Consider the following 19,490-nt stretch of genomic DNA (forward strand, 5'->3'; position numbering starts at 1 on the left):
AGGCTGCGGTACAGCCTGGCCTCCCCTCTTTATATTCAGGCTATGTGGCGGACAGTGTAACACCGGTGGTGGAACATCGGCCTTTAGGCCCCTGCAGGAGCGGCCTTGCGTCGCGAAAGGGCCGCAAAGCGGCCCCAACAATCTCATGCCAATCCCAGTTCACCCCAGATCCGCCGCACCTCGCGGCGCTCATCGGCAAACTGTGCCGCATCGATCACCCCGGCCTGCTTCTGCAAGGCCTGGCGGTGCGAGGCTGAGCGAAACGCCTTGTACACTTCACGCAACAAAACCGCATCGCTGGCCGGCATCAAGCCCGCCTGCTCCAGCTCTTCCAGAATGCGAATGTTATCGGTCCAGCGCAGTATGGCCGGATGGTCGTGGGACCAGGCCAAAGCGGCGTATTGCACCATAAATTCGATATCGACGATACCGCCGGCATCCTGCTTGATATCGAATGCCATCCCCGCATCGAAGGCATTGGCCGCAGTGCCCGCGGCGGTGGCCTTGGTACCCAGGTTGTCGCGCATCTTGGCGCGCATTTCGCTGACTTCGCTGCGCAGCTTGTCCAGATCACGAGCCTGGCCCAGAACCTTGGCGCGCACACCCTCGAACGCTGCCGCCACCTGCTTGCAGCCCACCAGCACGCGGGCGCGCACCAGGGCCTGATGCTCCCAGGTCCAGGCTTCGTTCTGCTGGTAGCGCTCGAACGCGCCCAGCGAGCTGACCAGCAGCCCCGCTGCCCCCGATGGCCGCAGGCGCATGTCGACGTCATAAAGCTGGCCGGAGTTGGTTTGCGTGGTCAGCAAATGGATGATGCGCTGGCCAAGGCGCGTGAAGAACTGCGCGCTGTCGATCGGCTTGGCACCGTCGGTTTCCGCCTGCGGGTCGCCGTCGTGGATGAACACCAGGTCCAGGTCAGAGCCGTGGCCCAGCTCCAGGCCGCCCACCTTGCCGTAGCCGAGGATGATGAAGCCCGGGTCGCACAGGCTGCCGTCGCTGCGCTTGGGCTGGCCGTGGCGCGCCACGGTCTGGCGCCAGGCCAGAGCCAGCACCTGGTCGAGAATGGCTTCGGCCAGCCAGGTCAGGTAGTCGCTGACTTTCATCAACGGCAGGTTGCCACTGATCTCGGAGGCTGCCACGCGCAGGCTGTGGGCCAGCTTGAAGTGGCGCAAGGCCTCCATCTGCTGTTCAAGATCGTCCTCGGGGATGCGCGTCAGCCGCTCGCGCAGCTCGGCGGCCAGCTCCGGGGCCAGCGGCGGGCTGAACAGCCGGCCTTCATTGAGCAACTCATCGAGCAGCAATGGGTAACGGGCGATCTGTTCGGCGATCCAGGGGCTGGCGGCACAAAGGGTCAGCAGACGGCGCAAGGCTCCCGGGTTTTCAGTCAACAGCACCAAGTAGGCCGAACGCCGCGCCACAGCTTCGACCAGCGGCAATACACGTTCCAGTACCAGGTCAGGGTTGTCATGCTCAACCGCCTGGGCCAGCAGACGCGGGATGAAGGCATCCAGACGCTCACGGCCGATGCGCTGCATCGAGCGCAACTGTGGGCTGGCACGCAACCCCGCAAGCCTGCGCAAGGCTTCGGCGGGCTGATTGAAACCGGCCTCTTCCAGCTGACGGCCGGCGGCCTCCTCATCCTGCGCCTGCTCCCACAAGGGCGACCACTCGCCGCCAACCACCAGGTCACCCTCGCCTTCTTCTTCATCAGGGTCGGCGATGACCTGGCGGAAGTGCCAGTCAACACGGCCGCGCCAGTGCATCAGCTGATCGTGGAAGCTCTGCCAGCCGGCAAAACCGAGCATATAGGCCACGCGCTCACGGTCGGTCTCGTCATCAGGCAGCATCTGCGTCTGACGATCTGCAATGGCCTGGATGGCATGCTCGGTATAACGCAGGAACTCATACCCTTCACGCAGCTCCGCTACCACGGCCGGCGGCAGGTAACCCTGCCCCTCCAGGGTGGCCAGGACTTTAAGCAATGGCCGCTGTTGCAGGCTCAAGTCACGCCCACCGTGAATCAGCTGGAAGGCCTGAGCAATGAACTCCACTTCACGAATACCACCGGCGCCAAGCTTGATGTTCTCGGACATGCCCTTGCGCCGCACCTCCTGCTGGATCAGCTGCTTCATGGTACGCAGCGCTTCGATCGCCGAGAAATCCAGGTAACGCCGATACACGAACGGGCGCAGCATCTCCTGCAGTTGCGCGCCAGCTGCCTGGTCGCCGGCCACCACCCGCGCCTTGATCATCGCGTAGCGTTCCCAGTCGCGGCCCTGATCCTGGTAGTACTGCTCCAGGGCATTGAAGCTGAGCACCAGCGAACCGGCCGAGCCGTAGGGGCGCAGGCGCATGTCGACGCGGAACACGAAGCCATCGACGGTGACCGGGTCGAGCGCCCTGATCAGGCGCTGGCCCAGACGGGTGAAGAATTCCTGATTGTCCAGCGAGCGCTTGACCCCTTCGGTCTCACCGCCCTCGGGGAAGGCAAAGATCAGGTCGATATCCGATGACAGGTTGAGCTCGACCGCCCCCAGCTTGCCCATGCCCAGCACCACCATATGCTGCGGTTCACCACTGCGGTTACCGATCGGCGTACCAAACTGCTGGCAGTGGCGCGGATACAGCCATTGATAAGCTTCGTCGATCGCCGCGTCAGCAAGGTCGGACAGGTCGCGACAGGTTTCGCCCAGTTCAGCCTGGCGGGTGATATCGCGCCAGATGATGCGCAACTGCTGGCGGTTGCGCTCGCGGCGCAGGTTGCGTGCCAGCTCGTCTTCACTCGACGCCGCCTGGGCCGCTGCCGCGATGTGCCCACGCAGCTCGCCCGGCGTATAACGGCGGTCCATCTCGCCGCTGGCCAATAGGGCAAACAGCATCGCCGGCTCACGCTGGGCCAGGCCGAGCACAAAGTCACTGGCGGCGGCCACCTGGTCGAACTGTTGCCGGTGAGCCGGGCTCCAGGCGTTGGTGTCGAGCCCCTGATGGCTGCTCAGGGCATCGAGCAGAAACTGCCGATTACGGACGACCAGCGGTTGCAGGGAGGCAGGCAGTTCGAGCGGCAAAGGCAGGCGCATGGTCTATCCTTGATCGGCGTGAAAGTGAGAGTAAAAAGCGGCCACGAGGAAACCGGCCCCCGGTTGGACTGTCGTACAAAAGTTGGAAATAGCTGAAAAAAACGAATCATTGGCATGAAACATCAAGAATCACCCGCTCGTAGCACAACGCCAACCAACATGAACGTTTTTCCTCACAAGCCAAGGTGCGACCAAACGTCGCATTTGTGTAGTTTTACTACTATCCCGACCGTGCAAAAGCATGAAATGCGAAAGCAAATGTAGTAAAACTACACGCCGCCGGTTCACACTCCGGTAATCCAAGAATTCACGACGTCTGCCCATAAGGCCAGTCGCAAACTCAGGCCCCCGATTCTGGTGGCCTTTCCGCCCTGGAGCAAGCCATGCAAGACCTCGATCCAATCGAAACCCAGGAATGGCTGGATGCCCTGGAGTCGGTCCTCGACAAAGAAGGCGAAGACCGCGCTCATTACCTGATGACCCGCATGGGCGAGCTGGCCACCCGCAGTGGCTCCCAGCTGCCATACGCGATCACCACGCCATACCGCAACACCATCCCTGTCACCCACGAAGCACGCATGCCTGGCGACCTGTTCATGGAACGCCGCATTCGCTCGATGGTGCGTTGGAACGCGCTGGCCATGGTGATGCGCACCAACCTGAAGGATTCGGACCTGGGCGGCCACATTTCCAGCTTCGCCTCCAGTGCCACCCTGTATGACATCGGCTTCAACTACTTCTTCCAGGCCCCGACCGAAGAACACGGCGGCGACCTGATCTTCTTCCAGGGCCACGCTTCGCCAGGCGTTTACGCCCGTGCCTTCATGGAAGGTCGCATCAACGAAGAGCAGATGAACAACTTCCGTCAGGAAGTGGACGGCAAAGGCCTGTCTTCGTACCCGCACCCATGGCTGATGCCTGACTTCTGGCAGTTCCCGACCGTTTCCATGGGCCTGGGCCCGATCCAGGCGATCTACCAGGCGCGCTTCATGAAGTACCTGGAAGCCCGTGGTTTCATTCCGGCCGGCAAGCAGAAAGTCTGGTGCTTCATGGGCGACGGCGAGTGCGACGAGCCGGAATCCCTCGGTGCCATCGCCCTGGCAGGCCGCGAGAAGCTGGACAACCTGATCTTCGTCATCAACTGCAACCTGCAGCGCCTCGACGGCCCGGTTCGCGGCAACGGCAAGATCATCCAGGAACTCGAAGGCGTGTTCCGTGGCGGCGGCTGGAACGTCAACAAAGTCGTCTGGGGCCGCTTCTGGGACCCACTGCTGGCCAAAGACACCAACGGTGCCCTGCAGCGCCGCATGGACGAAGTCATCGACGGCGAGTACCAGAACTACAAAGCCAAAGACGGCGCGTACGTTCGTGAGAACTTCTTCAACACGCCAGAGCTCAAGGCCATGGTCGAAGACCTGTCCGACGACGAGATCTGGAAGCTCAACCGTGGCGGTCACGACCCGTACAAGGTCTATGCGGCCTACCACCAGGCGGTCAACCACAAAGAGCAACCGACTGTCATCCTGGCCAAGACCATCAAGGGTTACGGCACCGGTGCTGGCGAAGCCAAGAACACCGCGCACAACACCAAGAAGGTCGACGTCGACAGCCTGCGCCACTTCCGTGACCGCTTCGACATCCCGGTCAAGGATGCCGACCTTGAAAGCCTGCCGTTCTACAAGCCCGAAGAAGGTTCGGCCGAAGCCAAGTACCTGGCCGAGCGCCGCGCAGCCCTGGGTGGCTTCGTACCGCAGCGCCGCGCCAAGAGCTTCAGCGTGCCGACCCCGCCTCTGGAAACGCTGAAAGCGATCCTGGACGGCTCGGGCGACCGCGAAATCTCCACCACCATGGCCTTCGTGCGTATCCTCGCGCAGCTGGTCAAGGACAAGGACATCGGCCAGCGCATCGTTCCGATCATCCCGGACGAAGCCCGTACCTTCGGTATGGAAGGCATGTTCCGCCAGCTGGGCATCTACTCGTCGGTCGGCCAGCTCTACGAGCCAGTCGATAAAGACCAGGTGATGTTCTACCGCGAAGACAAGAAGGGCCAGATCCTCGAGGAAGGCATCAACGAAGCCGGCGCCATGTCGTCGTTCATCGCTGCCGGTACCTCGTACAGCTGCCACAACCAGCCGATGCTGCCGTTCTACATCTTCTACTCGATGTTCGGCTTCCAGCGTATCGGCGACCTGGCCTGGGCCGCTGGCGACAGCCGCACCCGTGGCTTCCTGATCGGCGGCACCGCCGGCCGTACCACCCTCAACGGTGAAGGCCTGCAGCACGAAGACGGTCACAGCCACATGATGGCGGGCACCATCCCGAACTGCCGCACCTATGATCCGACCTACGGCTACGAGCTGGCGGTGATCATCCAGGACGGCATGAAGAAGATGACCGAAGAGCAGCAGGACATCTTCTACTACATCACCGTGATGAACGAATCCTACCAGCAGCCAGCCATGCCGGCCGGTGTCGAGGAAGGCATCATCAAGGGTATGTACCTGCTCGAAGAAGACACCCGCGAAGCCGCGCACCACGTTCAGCTGATGGGCTCCGGCACCATCCTGCGCGAAGTCCGCGAGGCCGCGAAGATCCTGCGTGAAGAGTTCAACGTCGGTGCCGACGTGTGGAGCGTCACCAGCTTCAACGAGCTGCGTCGCGACGGCCTGGCCGTGGAACGCGCCAACCGCCTCAAGCCTGGCCAGAAGCCTCAGCAGACTTACGTCGAAGAGTGCCTGGCCGGTCGTAAAGGCCCGGTCATCGCCTCCACCGACTACATGAAGCTGTTCGCCGAACAGATTCGCCAGTGGGTGCCGAGCAAAGAGTTCAAAGTCCTGGGTACCGATGGCTACGGTCGCAGCGACAGCCGCAAGAAGCTGCGTCACTTCTTCGAAGTCGACCGTCACTTCGTGGTGCTGGCTGCCCTGGAAGCCTTGGCTGACCGTGGCGAGATCGAACCGAAGGTGGTGGCCGACGCCATCGTCAAGTTCGGCATCGATCCGGACAAGCGCAACCCACTGGACTGCTGAGGAGTATTTTTAAGTGAGCGAACTCATTCGCGTACCTGACATCGGCAGCGGTGAAGGTGAAATCATCGAGCTGTTCGTCAAAGTCGGTGACCGTATCGAGGCTGACCAGAGCCTGCTGACCCTGGAGTCCGACAAGGCCTCCATGGAAATTCCGGCCCCCAAGGCCGGTGTCATCAAGGAACTGAAGGTCAAGCTGGGCGATCGCCTGAAAGAAGGCGACGAGTTGCTGGTCCTGGAAGCCGAGGGCGCTGCGGCGCCCGAGGCGCCAGCCGCCGCACCTGCCCCGGCCGCAGCTCCGGCTGCTGCCGAAAAGCCGGCTGCCGAAGCCGCCCCTGCGCCGGCTGCAGCCCCTGCTGCCGCCAGCGTGCAGGACATCCACGTGCCGGACATCGGCTCGTCGGGCAAGGCCAAGATCATCGAAGTGCTGGTCAAAGTCGGCGACACCGTCGAAGCCGACCAGTCGTTGATTACCCTGGAGTCTGACAAGGCCTCCATGGAGATCCCTTCGCCCGCCGCAGGCGTGGTCAAGGAAGTGATCGCCAAGCTGGACGACGAAGTTGGCACCGGTGACCTGATCATCAAACTGGAAGTCGCCGGCGCCGCCCCGGCTGCTGCGCCAGCGCCTGCCGCTGCTGCTGCACCGGCCAAGGCTGAGGCGGCTCCGGCCGCTGCGCCTGCTGCCGCTGCCCCAGCTGCTGCCCCTGCACCGGTCGCTACCGCACCGGCTGCCGGCAGCAACGCCAAGGTTCACGCAGGCCCTGCTGTTCGCCAGCTGGCCCGCGAGTTCGGCGTAGACCTGGGCGCGGTCACCGCGACCGGTCCGCACGGCCGTATTCTGAAAGAAGACGTGCAAGTCTACGTCAAGTCGGTCATGCAGAAGGCCAAGGACGCACCGGCAGCTGCTGGCGCGACCGGCGGCGCCGGCATCCCGCCGATCCCGGTGGTGGACTTCAGCAAGTTCGGTGAAGTGGAAGAAGTGGCAATGACCCGCCTGATGCAGGTCGGTGCCGCCAACCTGCACCGCAGCTGGCTGAACGTGCCGCACGTAACCCAGTTCGACTCCGCCGACATCACCGAGCTGGAAGCCTTCCGCGTTGCACAGAAGGCCGTGGCCGAGAAGGCTGGCGTCAAGCTGACCGTACTGCCACTGCTGCTCAAGGCCTGCGCCTTCCTGCTCAAGGAACTGCCGGACTTCAACAGCTCGCTGGCGCCAAGCGGCAAAGCCGTGATCCGCAAGAAGTACGTGCACATCGGCTTCGCCGTGGACACCCCGGACGGCCTGCTGGTCCCTGTGATCAAGAACGTCGACCAGAAAAGCCTGCTGCAACTGGCTGCCGAAGCCGCGGCCCTGGCCGAGAAGGCACGCACCAAGAAGCTGTCGGCAGACGACATGCAGGGCGCCTGCTTCACCATCTCCAGCCTCGGCCACATTGGCGGCACCGGCTTCACGCCGATCGTCAACGCGCCCGAAGTGGCGATCCTCGGCGTGTCCAAGGCAACCATGCAGCCTGTCTGGGATGGCAAAGCCTTCCAGCCGAAGCTGATGTTGCCGCTGTCGCTGTCCTACGATCACCGTGTGATCAACGGCGCGGCCGCCGCGCGCTTCACCAAGCGCCTGGGCGACGTGCTGGCGGATATCCGCACCATGCTGCTGTAAAACGCAGCCAGCCTGCCCCTCTTCGGGGGGCAGGTACCCTTTTCGAGCTGCCACGCTCGTACCTCAACCCCGCCATCTGGCGGGGCTTTTTTTTGCCTGCAGGGGCCCAATCGCCGGCAAGCCGACTCCCACAGAGACCCCACAAAGCCTGAGGTCAACGCTGTACCTGTGGGAGCCGGCTTGCCGGCGATTGGGCCGCAAAGCGGCCACCGTTTTTCCGCAGCCCTAAGGATTCCCGCCCCGCCGCCGAAAACATATACATGACATCCCTCATGGCCGCTTGCCAGCCTCCGGGACATGATGCAACCTTGCCAGATGCGCCGCCGCCCAGGCCGCGCCACCCTCTTCAAGCGAGTCTTCGATGAAAAGCCAACCCGATGCCGCCAGCCGTGTGGCGGCCGAGGTCGTCACGCAGCTTCCCGTGCCTTCACGGCTCGGCATGCTGCGTTTCGAAAGGCTCAACGAAGCCACCTGGGCAATGCTTTACCTGGACCCGGCCTGCGAACGCCAGTTCGGCCTGCAGGCCTCCGAGCTGTGCGCGCTGATCGACTCGCCGTATGCCAGCCTGATGGAGCCTGAGGCCCGCTACCGGCTGCATGACGAGATCCAGCGGCAACTGAGCACCCGTGGGTATTACCGTGTGCGCTACACCCTGCATGCACAGCCGCGCGCGCTGCGCCTGCTCGAGGCGGGCGAAGCCTACAAGCAGCACAACCGCCAGCTGTTACGCGGTTTTTTGACGGTACTCGACGACCAGCCTGAAGACGCTGTCGAAGTGGACGCCGACGACCTCGAATCACGTAACAGCCGCCTGCAGCTTGCCCTGCAACTCAACCAGCGCGCCCAGCAGGAACAGCTGGAACACCTTGAGCGCGTGCGCAGCCAGCAGGACCTGATCCTGCGCCTCGCTCGCCAGCGCTACAGCGCGGAAAACTCGCTGCTCGAAGCCGCCCAGCTGATTACCCGCAGCGCCTGTGAGATCTACAAGGTGGACTGCGCCAGCATCTGGCATCTGGAAGACCAGCGTCTGGAGCCGATCAGCGCCTGGTTGCGCAATGAGCAAGTGCATCGCCTGCCCGAAGCGATCGATGCCAGCCGCTTCCCGGATTATCTGGATGCCCTGCACGCCAGCCGCGCTATCGATGCCCACAACGCCAACCACGATCCGCGCACCCGTGAACTGGCCGAAAGCCTGTACGCCGACAACAATGCCATGCTCGATGCCAGTATCCGCGTCGATGGCCAGGTGGTTGGCGTGCTGTGCCTGGAGCAGACCGGCCAGCCGCGGGCCTGGCAGTCGGACGAAATCGCCTTTGCCGGTGAGTTGGCCGACCAGTTCGCCCAGGTCATCACCAACCATAACCGACGCACCGCCGCCAGCGCCCTGCACTTGTTCCAGCGTGCGGTGGAGCAAAGCGCCAGCGCCTTCCTGCTGGTGAACCGCGACGGCGTGGTGGAGTACGTCAACCCCAGCTTCACCGCGATCACCCAGTACAGCACCGATGAGGTACAAGGCCACCACCTGGCAGAGTTGCCAGCGCTGGAGAACCTCAGCGAACTGCTGTTCGATACCCCGTCGAGCCTGGCCATGGGCAACAGCTGGCAGGGCGAATTCAAAAGCCGGCGCAAGAACCTTGAGCCCTACTGGGGCCAGTTGTCGATTTCCAAGGTGTATGGCGATAACCGTGAGCTGACCCATTACATCGGCATCTACGAAGATGTCACCCAGACCAAGCTGGCCCAGCAACGCATCGAGCGCCTGGCCTACACCGACAACCTGACCAACCTGGGCAACCGCCCGGCTTTCATCCGCAGCCTCGACGAGCGCTTCGCCCGCGATGGCCAGAGCCCGATCTGCCTGCTGCTGGTGGACATCGACAACTTCAAGCGGATCAACGACAGCCTTGGCCACCAGACCGGTGACAAACTGCTGATCAGCCTGGCCCGGCGCCTGCGCAACAGCCTCAGCGTTGGCGGCGTGCTGGCCCGCTTTGCCAGTAATGAATTCGCCGTGCTGCTCGACGACACCAGCCTGGAAGACGGCCAGGGCGTCGCCCAGCAACTGCTGCGCACCCTCGACAAGCCGATGTTCGTCGACAACCAGCTGATCAACGTGACCGCCTCGGTTGGCCTGGCCTGTGCGCCGCTGCACGGCAGTGACCCGACCACCCTGATGAAAAATGCAGGCCTGGCCCTGCACAAGGCCAAAGCCAACGGCAAGCACCAGGTGCAGGTATTCACCGAAGTGCTCAATGCCGAAGCCAGCTACAAGCTGTTCGTCGAGAACAACCTGCGCCGCGCTTTGACGCAGAACGAGCTAGAGGTGTTCTACCAGCCCAAGCTGTGCCTGCGCAGCGGCCGCCTGCTGGGGCTGGAAGCACTGCTGCGCTGGAACCACCCAGAGCGCGGCATGATCCGCCCGGACCAGTTCATCAGCGTGGCGGAAGAGACCGGCCTGATCATCCCCATCGGCAAGTGGGTGGTACGCCAGTCGTGCCGCATGAGCCAGCAACTGCGCGAGGCCGGCATGGGCAACCTGCACGTGGCCATCAACCTGTCGCCCAAGCAGTTCTCCGACCCCGACCTGGTGGCTTCGATCGCCTCGATCCTCCACGAAGAAGCCCTGCCTGCGCACCTGTTGGAGCTTGAGCTGACCGAGGGCCTGCTGCTGGAAGCCACCGAGGACACCCACCGTCAGCTCGACGAACTGAAGGCATTGGGCCTGACCCTGGCCATGGATGACTTCGGCACCGGTTATTCTTCGCTGAGCTACCTGAAGAAATTCCCGATCGACATCATCAAGATCGACCGCAGCTTCATCAACGAAATCCCCGACAACCAGGACGACATGGAGATCACCTCGGCGGTGGTGGCCATGGCCCACAACCTCAAGCTCAAGGTCGTGGCAGAAGGGATCGAGACGCCCGAGCAGCTGGCCTTCCTGCGCCGGCACCGTTGCGATGTGGGCCAGGGGTATCTGTTCGACCGGCCGATCCCGGGGCGAGAGCTGGCCGAAAGACTCAAGCGCTATCCGCGCGGTCCAATGGCCTGACAGCTGCGTAATCCTCGGGCACTATAGAACCCATTCGGGCCTCATCGCCGGCAAGCAGGCGATGAGGCCAACACCTGTCCAACTGAAAAACACAGAGGAACGGCCATGGTCCTGCGTTCGGAAATCCTGGTGAACAAAAACGTCATGCCAACCGCGGAGCAGGCCCTGCCTGGCCGCGAAACGCCAATGTCCCTGCCCGAGTTTCATTACGTATTCAAAGACACCCCACTGCTCGGCCCGTTCTTTGAAGGCAGCATCGACTTCGCCATCTTCGGCCTGGGTTGCTTCTGGGGCGCCGAGCGCCGCTTCTGGCAGCGTGAAGGCGTGGTCAGCACCGTGGTCGGCTATGCGGGCGGCTTTACCCCGAACCCCACCTACGAAGAAGTCTGCTCGGGCCTGACCGGCCACACTGAAGTGGTGCTGGTGGTGTTCGACAAGGACAAGGTCAGCTACCGCGAGTTGCTGGCGATGTTCTGGGAACTGCACAACCCGACCCAGGGCATGCGCCAGGGCAACGACGTCGGCACCCAGTACCGCTCGGCCATCTACTGCACCTCGCCACAACAGCTCGAAGAAGCCAAAGCCAGCCGCGACGCCTTCCAGGCCGAGCTGAACAAGGCCGGTTACGGCGAGATCACCACCGAAATCGACCAGGCGCCGACCGTGTACTTCGCCGAGGCTTACCACCAGCAGTACCTGGCCAAGAACCCGGACGGCTACTGCGGTATCGGCGGCACCGGCGTGTGCCTGCCGCCCAGCCTGCAGGGCAACTGAACCATGAGCACGATGACCCTGTTCCACTCACCGCTGTCGCCATTCGTGCGCAAGGTGATGGTCGTGCTGCACGAGACCGGGCAGCTTGAACGCGTTGCACTGCAGGGGGTGAACATCACCCCGGTCAGCGGTGACGACCAGCTCAACCACGGCAACCCGATCGGCAAGATCCCGGCCCTGCGCCTGGAAGACGGCACTGTGCTGCATGACAGCCGGGTCATCTGCGAATACCTCGACCTGCAGCATGTCGGCCTGCCGCTGCTGCCGCGCGAGGGTTCGGCACGCTGGCGGCGCATGACGCTGGTGTCGCAGGCGGATGCGATCATGGATGCGGCGGTTTCCAGCCGCTATGAGAGCGTCCTGCGGCCTGAGGACAAGCGCTGGGACGGCTGGCTTGACGCGCAAAGCGAGAAAATCCGTCGCAGCCTGGCCAACCTGGAGCAGGAGCACTTGGCAGAGCTGATATCAGGCTTTGATCTGGCCGCAATTGGCGTGGCCTGTGCACTGGGGTACCTGGACCTGCGTCAGCCTGATTTTGGCTGGCGTGAGCACCAGCCCGGGTTGGCAGCGTGGTATGCCGAGGTGGCCAAGCGGCCGTCGATGGTCGCCACAGCACCGGGCACCTGATACACCGCCATCGCCGGCAAGTCGGCTCCCTCTCTTTGGGAGCAGGCTTGCCGGCGATCGGGCTGCAAGGCAAGCCTCGGCCTCAGCGGGGTATTACCGGAAACAACTGCCCAATCCTGCGAGCCAACCACCGCCCGATCTCTCTGTCCTCCCTCATGCCGCCCTCCCCACCCGCGCCCAGTCCAGGCGACGGGTCAGCACCATGAACACACCCAGCAAGCCAAAGCACAGCAGCGACCCCATCAACAGCGCATAATCCTCGGCACTGAGCAGCCCATAGAGCATCGCGTACAACACCGCCAAACCCGCCGCAAAGCTCACTCCACGCACCAGGCTGTGCAATACGTGGCTCAGGTAGAAGCCGAGCAGCAACACACAGGCCGAGGCCGACAGGCCATATGCCAGGCCAAACCCGATGTGCTCGGACAACGAAAGCAGCAGCAGGTAGAAGAACGCCAGGGCCACCCCCACCAGGATGTACTGCACCGGGTGCACACTGAGGTTCTTCAGCACCTCGAACAGGAAGAAACCGGCAAAGGTCAGGGCGATGAACAACAACGCGTATTTGATCGCCCGCTCACTCTTGAGGTACTGGTCCACCGGGTCGACGAAACTTACCCCGAAGGTCCGCTCGCTGAACTCCGCACACTGCCCGCCGCTGGCGCATTGGCGCAGGGCATCTTCAAGGTTGGTGGCGAAGAATGACGTCTGCCAGTGCGCGCTGAAGCCTTTGTCGTCGATTTCTCGGCGGTTGGGCAGGTAACTGCCAACGAAGCTGGGGTGCGGCCAGTTGGCGCGCATGTCCACGCTGCTGGTGCGCCCCACCGGCAACAGGTGCAGTTGCCCGGTGCCTTGCAGTGCCAGATCGAAACCGTAGTTGAACGCGCGGGCCTGCTGGCCATCCAGTTGCGGCAACGCGACGTGCACGCCACTGCGCAGCCAGTCCAGCCCGGTACCGGCTTCAAACGCCAGGCGCTGGTCATCAATGTTGAGTTCCAAGGCATTTTCAATGCCGCGGATGTCGCTTATGCCAACCACCAAAAATGGCTTGTCGAAGCGGTAGTCATCGAAGTCCTTGTCGATACCCCAGCGCTCCGGCAGCTGGAAACGACCCGAAAATCGCCCTTGGGCATGGAACAGCCGCGCTTGGTAGATACCCCGCGCACGCAGTTCGGTGTCCACCCCGAAGTCGGCATCGAAGGTTTCCGGGAGGAAGTACAAGTGGCCGGCGATGGTGCTGGTTTCCTGCACGCTCTGGCCGTCCTTGTCGATCCAGCGGCGCTGCACCTTGCGGTACGGCACCACCAGCAGCGGGCCACTGATCTGCTGGTCAAAACTGGCGCTACGGGCGATGTCGTGCAACACACCGTCGCGCAGGTTCTGGCGCTCGTCGATCAGGTTGTCGATCATCAACAGGGGAATCAGCAACAGCAAAATCAGCAGGGCAATGGTGCCGAGCTTGAAACCGAGGGTCTTGTTCATGGGGCCTCCTGTGGCAGTGGGCGCAGTGTCTGCGCCCTGCGTGGAGGCCTTGGGGAGATTGTGTGGAGATTCGGTGTTTTTTGGGGCCGCGCAGCGGCCCCGACGACCTCAGCTGATGCGCCGCTCCGGCAGCCAGAGCCTGACGCGTACCCCGCCATCGACGTTGCTCACCGCCAGCGCCCCGCCATGCAGTTGCATCACCTCGGCCACAAAGTTCAGCCCCAGCCCGGTACTCTTGCGCCCACTCCCCGGCCGCGGCAGCGAATAGAAACGCTCGGCAACCCGGCCGATGGCGTAGGCGGGTATCGCCTCCCCCTGATTGAACAGGCTCAGCGCCACCCGCTCGCCATCGCGCTCCAGCTCGAACAGCAGCGCGCCGCCCGGCGGGGTGAAATCCAGGGCATTGTCGAGCAGGTTGGCAAGCGCCTGGCGCATGAGAAACGGATCGCACAGCAGCCACAACCCCGCCGGCACCCGCTGGCGCACCTGCAAGCCGCTTGCGTCGATGCGTGCGGCATGTGCCAGCAGCAGCTCATCGACCAACGCGGCCAAAGCAACCTGCTGCTCATCTTCCAGCGCCTGCATCTGCTCGACCCGCGCCAGGTTGAGCAAACGCTCGATCATCTGCTGCAACCGCTCGCTTTCGCGCTCGATATTGCCGGCAAAACGCGCCCGCTGCTCGGCCGGCATATCACCCTGGAGCAATTCAGACGCACCGCGGATAGCCGCCAGCGGGCTCTTCAATTCGTGGGTCAGGGTATGAACGTAGCGTTCGACATACGCCTTGCCCTCAAGCTGTGTGCGCATGCGCTCCACCGCATTTGCCAGGTGCGCCAGCTCACCGCCCTTGTAGTAAGGCAGCGCAGCGCGCTGGCCTTCGCTGACCGCCTGCGCATAGCGTGCCAGCCTGCGCAGGGAGCGGGCCAGCCACCAGGACAGCGCAGCGCCGATCAACAGCCCCATGCCGATCAGCCCCAACCCCAGGCCAAGCAAACGCTGTTCGGAACGGTCGATATACGGCTGCAACGAGCTGTTGGGCTTGGCCACGGTGACCACACCGATAACCTTGCCCTGGTCCACGATCGGCGCGGCCACGTGCATCACCGAGGTGCTTTCGTCCTCTTCCACGCTGCGGGTGGAACGGGCACCGTATTGGCCACGCAGCGTCAGGTACACGTCATTCCAGCGCGAATAGTCCTTGCCCAGGTCCTGGCCGCTGGAATCGAGCAGCACGATGCCTTTGGCATCGGTAACGTAGATGCGGTGGCTGACCTGGTTCTTGGCCAGGCCCCAGATCTGCGCGCCGGGGCTACGCAAGCCATACGCCTTGAGCACCTCAGGCAGGCGGCTCTGGGCAAGGGTGCCGGCCTTGACGTCATCATGAAGGATCTCGGCCAGCAGGTTGGCGGTGTCTACCAGGGTTTCCTCGGAAGACTGGCGTACTACGGGGCGAATCTGCTCGCGCACCGTATTGAGCAGGAAGTAACCCGCCAACCCGACGAACAGGAAGTACACCAGAAAGATCCGAATGCCCAGGCGCATCAGGCGTGTTCCGGGCTGTAGCTGTAACCCAGCCCACGATGGGTCTGGATCGGTTCGGCATGGGCAGCCACCTGCCGCAGCTTGGCGCGCAGGCTCTTGATATGGCTGTCGATGGTGCGCTCGTAACCCACATCGGAGGCCACTCCCAGCGCATCGAGCAACTGTTCGCGGCTGAATACACGCTGCGGTTGCGTCAGCAGGCATTGCAGCAAACGGAATTCGTGGCGGGTCAGGCTCAGCGGCTGGCTGCGGTAGCTGATCAGCATGCGCAGGGTGTCGAGCTGGAACAGTGCCGTTTCGGCAGGTGGCTCGACCCGTGGCGCCATGCGCTTGAGGATCGCCCGCACCCGGGCCGCCACCTCCCGCGGGCTGAAGGGTTTGACCACGTAGTCGTCGGCGCCTATTTCCAGGCCTACAACCCGGTCGATTTCACCGTCACGGGCGCTGAGGAACATCACCGGCACCTCGCTGAAGCGGCGTAGCTGGCGGCAGGTATCAAAACCACTGATGTCGGGCAGCCCGATGTCGAGGATCACCAGGTCGGCCGGCCGCTGGCGCTGCTGCTCCAGGGCCGCGGTGCCCAGGGTCACCCACGCGGTGCTGTGGCCCTCGGCCTGCAGGGCGTAGATCAGGGTATCGGCGATGGCGGCTTCGTCTTCGACGATGAGAATGTGGGGCATGGCATCCGGCCTTGCTGAGGGCGAAGCTGGACATATAGGCAAGTTTCAATGAAGACGCAATCCTCTGTAGGAGCGGCCTTGTGTCGCGAAGGGGCGCGCAGCGGCCCCAATATCTGTGCTGCTGTGGATATTTCGGGGCCGCTGCGCGCCCCTTCGCGACACAAGGCCGCTCCTACATGAAGAGCGCGTCGCCCTTCGGATCAGCAGTCAGGCTTGCCCGCAGTGAAGCGTTTTGCCGGGTTTACCGCAGCCTTGAACTCGCGCAATGCCTTGGCACCCACCAGCAACGGATAGTTGAAGCTGCTGCGGTCGACCAGGTTCACTTCTACGGTGCGCTTCTCATCCCCCAGGCACAACTCAAGGTCGATTACCGGCCTGCGCGAAAGCTCGGGCGCATCGCCTTCATCGTCTTCGTCGGCGCGGTTTTTGATCTTACTGATGCGCGAAACCTTATGCTCGTACACCTTGCCGTCGGACTCCTTGGTCGCCAGGCGGAAGCGCACCCAGTCCTCGCCATCGCGGGTGAAGCGCTCGATGTCCTTGGCCGACAGCGACGCGGTGTAGGCACCGGTGTCCATCTTGGCCTTCAGGGTTTCGCCGAGTTCAGGCAGGGAGATGTTCTCATAACGGCCGTAAAGCGTAGGTTCTGCGGCCATTACCGGCAGCGCCAACAGCGACAACAGGGCTAGCATTGGTTTCACAGGCAGGCTTCCTTGAAAGGGGTCAGTGCTTAGACTGTGCAAGCAGGATAGGTTCGCTGTCACAAGGGTAAACAACATAATGTGAAACATTTGTCCCCGCCGCTGGGCATTGGACATTTGGCGTAGGCTGCGGCGCTGCTTATCATTGCCGCCCGTTCAAATCCCACAACAAGAGTTTCCCTATGCGTCGCCTGCTGACCGGCATTCTTACAACCACCCTGCTGCTGCTCAACACCGTGGTGCTGATCTGCCCGCTGCTGGTCTTCGCCCTGCTCAAACTGGTGCTGCCGGGCCGATGGCGTGACTACGCCTCCGCTGCCGTAATGTGGGTCGCTGAAGCCTGGTCGGAAATCGACAAGGCCATTTTCGCCCTGTGCATCCCTACCCAATGGGACATCCGCGGCGTCGAGAGCCTGCGCAAGGACACTTCCTACCTGGCCGTGAGCAACCACCAGACCTGGGTAGACATCCCTGCGCTGATCGAAAGCCTCAACCGCCGCACGCCGTTCTTCAAGTTTTTCCTCAAGAAGGAGCTGATCTGGGTACCGCTGCTGGGCCTTGCCTGGTGGGGCCTGGATTACCCGTTCATGAAGCGCTACAGCAAGGCGTTTCTGGAAAAGCACCCGGAGCTGAAGGGCAAGGACCTGGAAATCACCAAAGCGGCCTGCGAACTGTTCAAGCGTCAGCCGGTAACAGTGGTCAACTACCTCGAAGGCACCCGCTTCACCGAGGCCAAACGCCAGGCACAGCAGTCGCCATACCGTTACCTGCTCAAGCCCAAGGCCGGCGGCGTGGCGTTCGTGCTGGCGGCGCTGGGCGAGCAGCTGGATGCGCTGCTGGACGTGACCATCGTTTACCCCGGCAACAAGGCTCCGGGGTTTTGGGACCTACTCAACGGCAGCATCAGCCGGGTGATCATCGACATTCAGGTGCGAGAGCTTGACCCTGCCCTGTGGGCAGGGGATTACGAGAATGATCCGGCTTTCCGCCAGGCAGTACAGGCCTGGGTGAATCAGCTGTGGATTGAGAAGGACCAGCGGATCGAGCAATTGCGCGGGGAGATGGGCTGACCGCGGCCCTATAAGGCCCTCACACCGACGGCTGAGCCAAAGGCGCCGGGGTAGTCCACAGGCTGCCCAGGTTCTGCAGCAACGAACCGGCAATCCCCTGCTGGCCCAGGTACTGCAAAATCAACGGCGCGAACTGCCCGATCATGCCCGTATCCATACCCAGCGCCTTGAAGGCATTGTCCAGGTCGCTGCGGTTCTCAACGTTGTTACCCAATGCATTGCTCAATGCCGACTGGTTTTGGCTGCTCTTGCCCAGCATTTCGCCCAGCCCACTCAACCCGCCCAGCATGGCAGCGCCAGACAGCAAGTCCAGCCCCGGCACAGCCTGGGTCAGCTGACCGTAGTCGTCACTGCTCAGGTTGTTGCGCGCCAGCCCCAGCATCGCCCCTGCCCCGCCCACCGCCTGTTCCGGGGTGATGTTCAGTTCGCTGCCCAGGGTGTTGAGCAGATTGGCCTGCGCCTCAGGCGCCTGCACCTGGGCTTGCTGATTCTGGTTTTGCACGGCCGACACAGCATTGGCGGCATCGCTGAGGTTGAAGGCGAACACCGGGCTTGCGGCCAGGGTCATCAGGGTTGCCAGGGTGAATGCTTTCATCGGGGGGACCTCGTAGGCCGGAATGGCCTGGGAAACGAGGCATTCGACTGAGTGTTCAGGGGTTTGTTCCGGGCCGCGCATCGGGCAGGCCCGCATCAGCCCCCCGTTCAGCTGCAGGAGCGGCCTCGTGTCGCGAAAGGGCCGCAAAGCGGCCCCAGCAGCCCGACTGCCAGCCTCACCCTCACATGCGCTCAAGCGCATGCTCGATCAACGCATGTGCGGTATCGGCGCTGTGCACGGCATTGGTGAGCATGTGCACGCCCGGCTCGCCGGTATGCGCGCGGCAATACTCGCCGACGACTTCAGAGATACCCAGCAGCATCTCGCTGGCGACCGCCAAGGCCTCGGGCGGGATCAGTTCGGGGTGGATGGAGGAATAGAGGGTGTTGAACAGTTTGAGGCGGGGTGGATCGGGGACTATTTTTTTCATGGTTCAACTCGATGTGATGGGAAAGCCACCACCATCGTTTCCACACGAATGGAGGCAGCTGAACGCGGGGTGGAAAACCGGTCATCGAGCAACCCGGTAGGCCAAACGGCCTCCCGCGCACAGCTGCCATAACGGCATGTCGATCGATGACTACCGGGGTTTCCACACCCCCATCGCTGAACCTTTCAGCGACCCGATGAGGCTACGGGCCAGGGTTATCAAGGGCAATCAGACGCGATTCGACAGACTGCGTAGGGTATTTCCTACTACCTCAACGAGTAAGTAGGAAATTACCCATCGCTACGTGGGCAGTTTCCGCATACCTATCATTTTTGCCAGTAGCCGGCGGCTCCACCCATGAACAATATCCTGTGGTAGGCCCATCAGCAGCAGTGACTGATAACAGGAGCGCTTCATGAAAAATCAGTCGAATGCTACACAGTTCTTCTATCAGAACAAAAAGCTCATCACCGTCACCCGGGAGCGCATAAGTACGCCATATTGCGCAATGCCGACATGCCCTTGGCCGAGGTTCAAGCCGGCGAAACGTCTGGCACAAGATATCTATATTCAGAAACGCACCAAACGTGCGGAACGAAAACTGCAAGATCTTGATTATCTCCATGAGCCTTCGACGATCGAGCTTGCCAAAAAGAAAGGCGTTACTGAAGAGCAGCATGGGAGCGCAAGATATAAAAATCGCATAGCAGTTTATCGAAATGAAAGATCGGCTAAATAATCTTAACTCCACACTCAGAAGCTATTGATGGCCAG

14 protein-coding genes are annotated in these 19,490 nt (G+C 62.4%); 7 read left to right on the plus strand and 7 right to left on the minus strand.

What is annotated here, in order from left to right; all coding sequences use genetic code 11:
* Positions 1–143: 143 nt before the first annotated feature.
* Positions 144–3,077 (minus strand): bifunctional [glutamate--ammonia ligase]-adenylyl-L-tyrosine phosphorylase/[glutamate--ammonia-ligase] adenylyltransferase, encoded by a 2,934-nt coding sequence (gene glnE / locus ACW4TB_RS18525; RefSeq protein WP_279933471.1) that lies wholly within the window; start codon positions 3,075–3,077, stop codon positions 144–146.
* Positions 3,078–3,460: 383 nt separating this feature from the next.
* Here glnE and aceE point away from each other — a divergent pair, with 383 nt between their 5' ends.
* The 5 genes from aceE (at position 3,461) to ACW4TB_RS18550 (ending at position 12,216) form a co-directional block, all read left to right on the plus strand.
* Positions 3,461–6,106 carry a pyruvate dehydrogenase (acetyl-transferring), homodimeric type gene (aceE, locus tag ACW4TB_RS18530; RefSeq protein ID WP_012316622.1) on the plus strand — a complete coding sequence of 882 codons (2,646 nt, stop codon included), beginning with the start codon at positions 3,461–3,463 and terminating at the stop codon, positions 6,104–6,106.
* Between the two features lie 13 nt (positions 6,107–6,119).
* A complete protein-coding gene (aceF, locus tag ACW4TB_RS18535; RefSeq protein ID WP_012316623.1) occupies positions 6,120–7,763 on the plus strand; it encodes a dihydrolipoyllysine-residue acetyltransferase in 1,644 nt (547 codons plus the stop codon).
* A gap of 361 nt (positions 7,764–8,124) precedes the next feature.
* Positions 8,125–10,815, plus strand: coding sequence for a putative bifunctional diguanylate cyclase/phosphodiesterase (locus tag ACW4TB_RS18540; RefSeq protein WP_012316624.1), 2,691 nt, complete (start codon positions 8,125–8,127; stop codon positions 10,813–10,815).
* A 105-nt stretch (positions 10,816–10,920) separates the two neighbouring features.
* Positions 10,921–11,589: a peptide-methionine (S)-S-oxide reductase MsrA gene (gene msrA, locus ACW4TB_RS18545; RefSeq protein WP_012316625.1), complete on the plus strand. Its 669-nt coding sequence runs from the start codon at positions 10,921–10,923 to the stop codon at positions 11,587–11,589.
* 3 nt (positions 11,590–11,592) lie between these two features.
* A complete protein-coding gene (locus ACW4TB_RS18550) occupies positions 11,593–12,216 on the plus strand; it encodes a glutathione S-transferase (RefSeq protein ID WP_254466721.1) in 624 nt (207 codons plus the stop codon).
* A gap of 153 nt (positions 12,217–12,369) precedes the next feature.
* Here ACW4TB_RS18550 and creD read toward each other — a convergent pair whose 3' ends face one another.
* From creD to rloA2, 4 genes are all read right to left on the minus strand, one after another.
* Positions 12,370–13,698, minus strand: coding sequence for a cell envelope integrity protein CreD (gene creD, locus ACW4TB_RS18555; protein ID WP_254466723.1), 1,329 nt, complete (start codon positions 13,696–13,698; stop codon positions 12,370–12,372).
* Between the two features lie 108 nt (positions 13,699–13,806).
* Positions 13,807–15,240 (minus strand): two-component system sensor histidine kinase CreC, encoded by a 1,434-nt coding sequence (creC, locus tag ACW4TB_RS18560; protein WP_012316628.1) that lies wholly within the window; start codon positions 15,238–15,240, stop codon positions 13,807–13,809.
* Positions 15,240–15,920, minus strand: coding sequence for a two-component system response regulator CreB (gene creB / locus ACW4TB_RS18565; RefSeq protein WP_012316629.1), 681 nt, complete (start codon positions 15,918–15,920; stop codon positions 15,240–15,242). Before creB ends, creC begins: the two co-directional genes overlap by 1 nt.
* A gap of 200 nt (positions 15,921–16,120) precedes the next feature.
* The gene (rloA2, locus tag ACW4TB_RS18570; RefSeq protein ID WP_217433394.1) at positions 16,121–16,612 is read right to left on the minus strand and encodes a retropepsin-like aspartic peptidase RloA2; all 492 of its coding nucleotides are present in this window, start codon (positions 16,610–16,612) and stop codon (positions 16,121–16,123) included.
* A gap of 191 nt (positions 16,613–16,803) precedes the next feature.
* Between rloA2 and ACW4TB_RS18575 the strand changes: the two genes are divergently transcribed.
* Positions 16,804–17,691: an acyltransferase gene (locus tag ACW4TB_RS18575; RefSeq protein ID WP_012316631.1), complete on the plus strand. Its 888-nt coding sequence runs from the start codon at positions 16,804–16,806 to the stop codon at positions 17,689–17,691.
* A 19-nt stretch (positions 17,692–17,710) separates the two neighbouring features.
* Here ACW4TB_RS18575 and ACW4TB_RS18580 read toward each other — a convergent pair whose 3' ends face one another.
* Positions 17,711–18,286, minus strand: coding sequence for a DUF2780 domain-containing protein (locus ACW4TB_RS18580; protein WP_042111818.1), 576 nt, complete (start codon positions 18,284–18,286; stop codon positions 17,711–17,713).
* A 181-nt stretch (positions 18,287–18,467) separates the two neighbouring features.
* Positions 18,468–18,716, minus strand: a complete 249-nt coding sequence (locus ACW4TB_RS18585; protein ID WP_046787518.1) for a hypothetical protein — start codon at positions 18,714–18,716, stop codon at positions 18,468–18,470.
* Between the two features lie 415 nt (positions 18,717–19,131).
* Between ACW4TB_RS18585 and ACW4TB_RS18590 the strand changes: the two genes are divergently transcribed.
* Complete coding sequence (locus ACW4TB_RS18590; protein WP_279933481.1) at positions 19,132–19,455, plus strand: hypothetical protein; 324 nt, start codon at positions 19,132–19,134, stop codon at positions 19,453–19,455.
* Positions 19,456–19,490: the final 35 nt, after the last annotated feature.

The organism is Lelliottia jeotgali, from assembly GCF_977070485.1.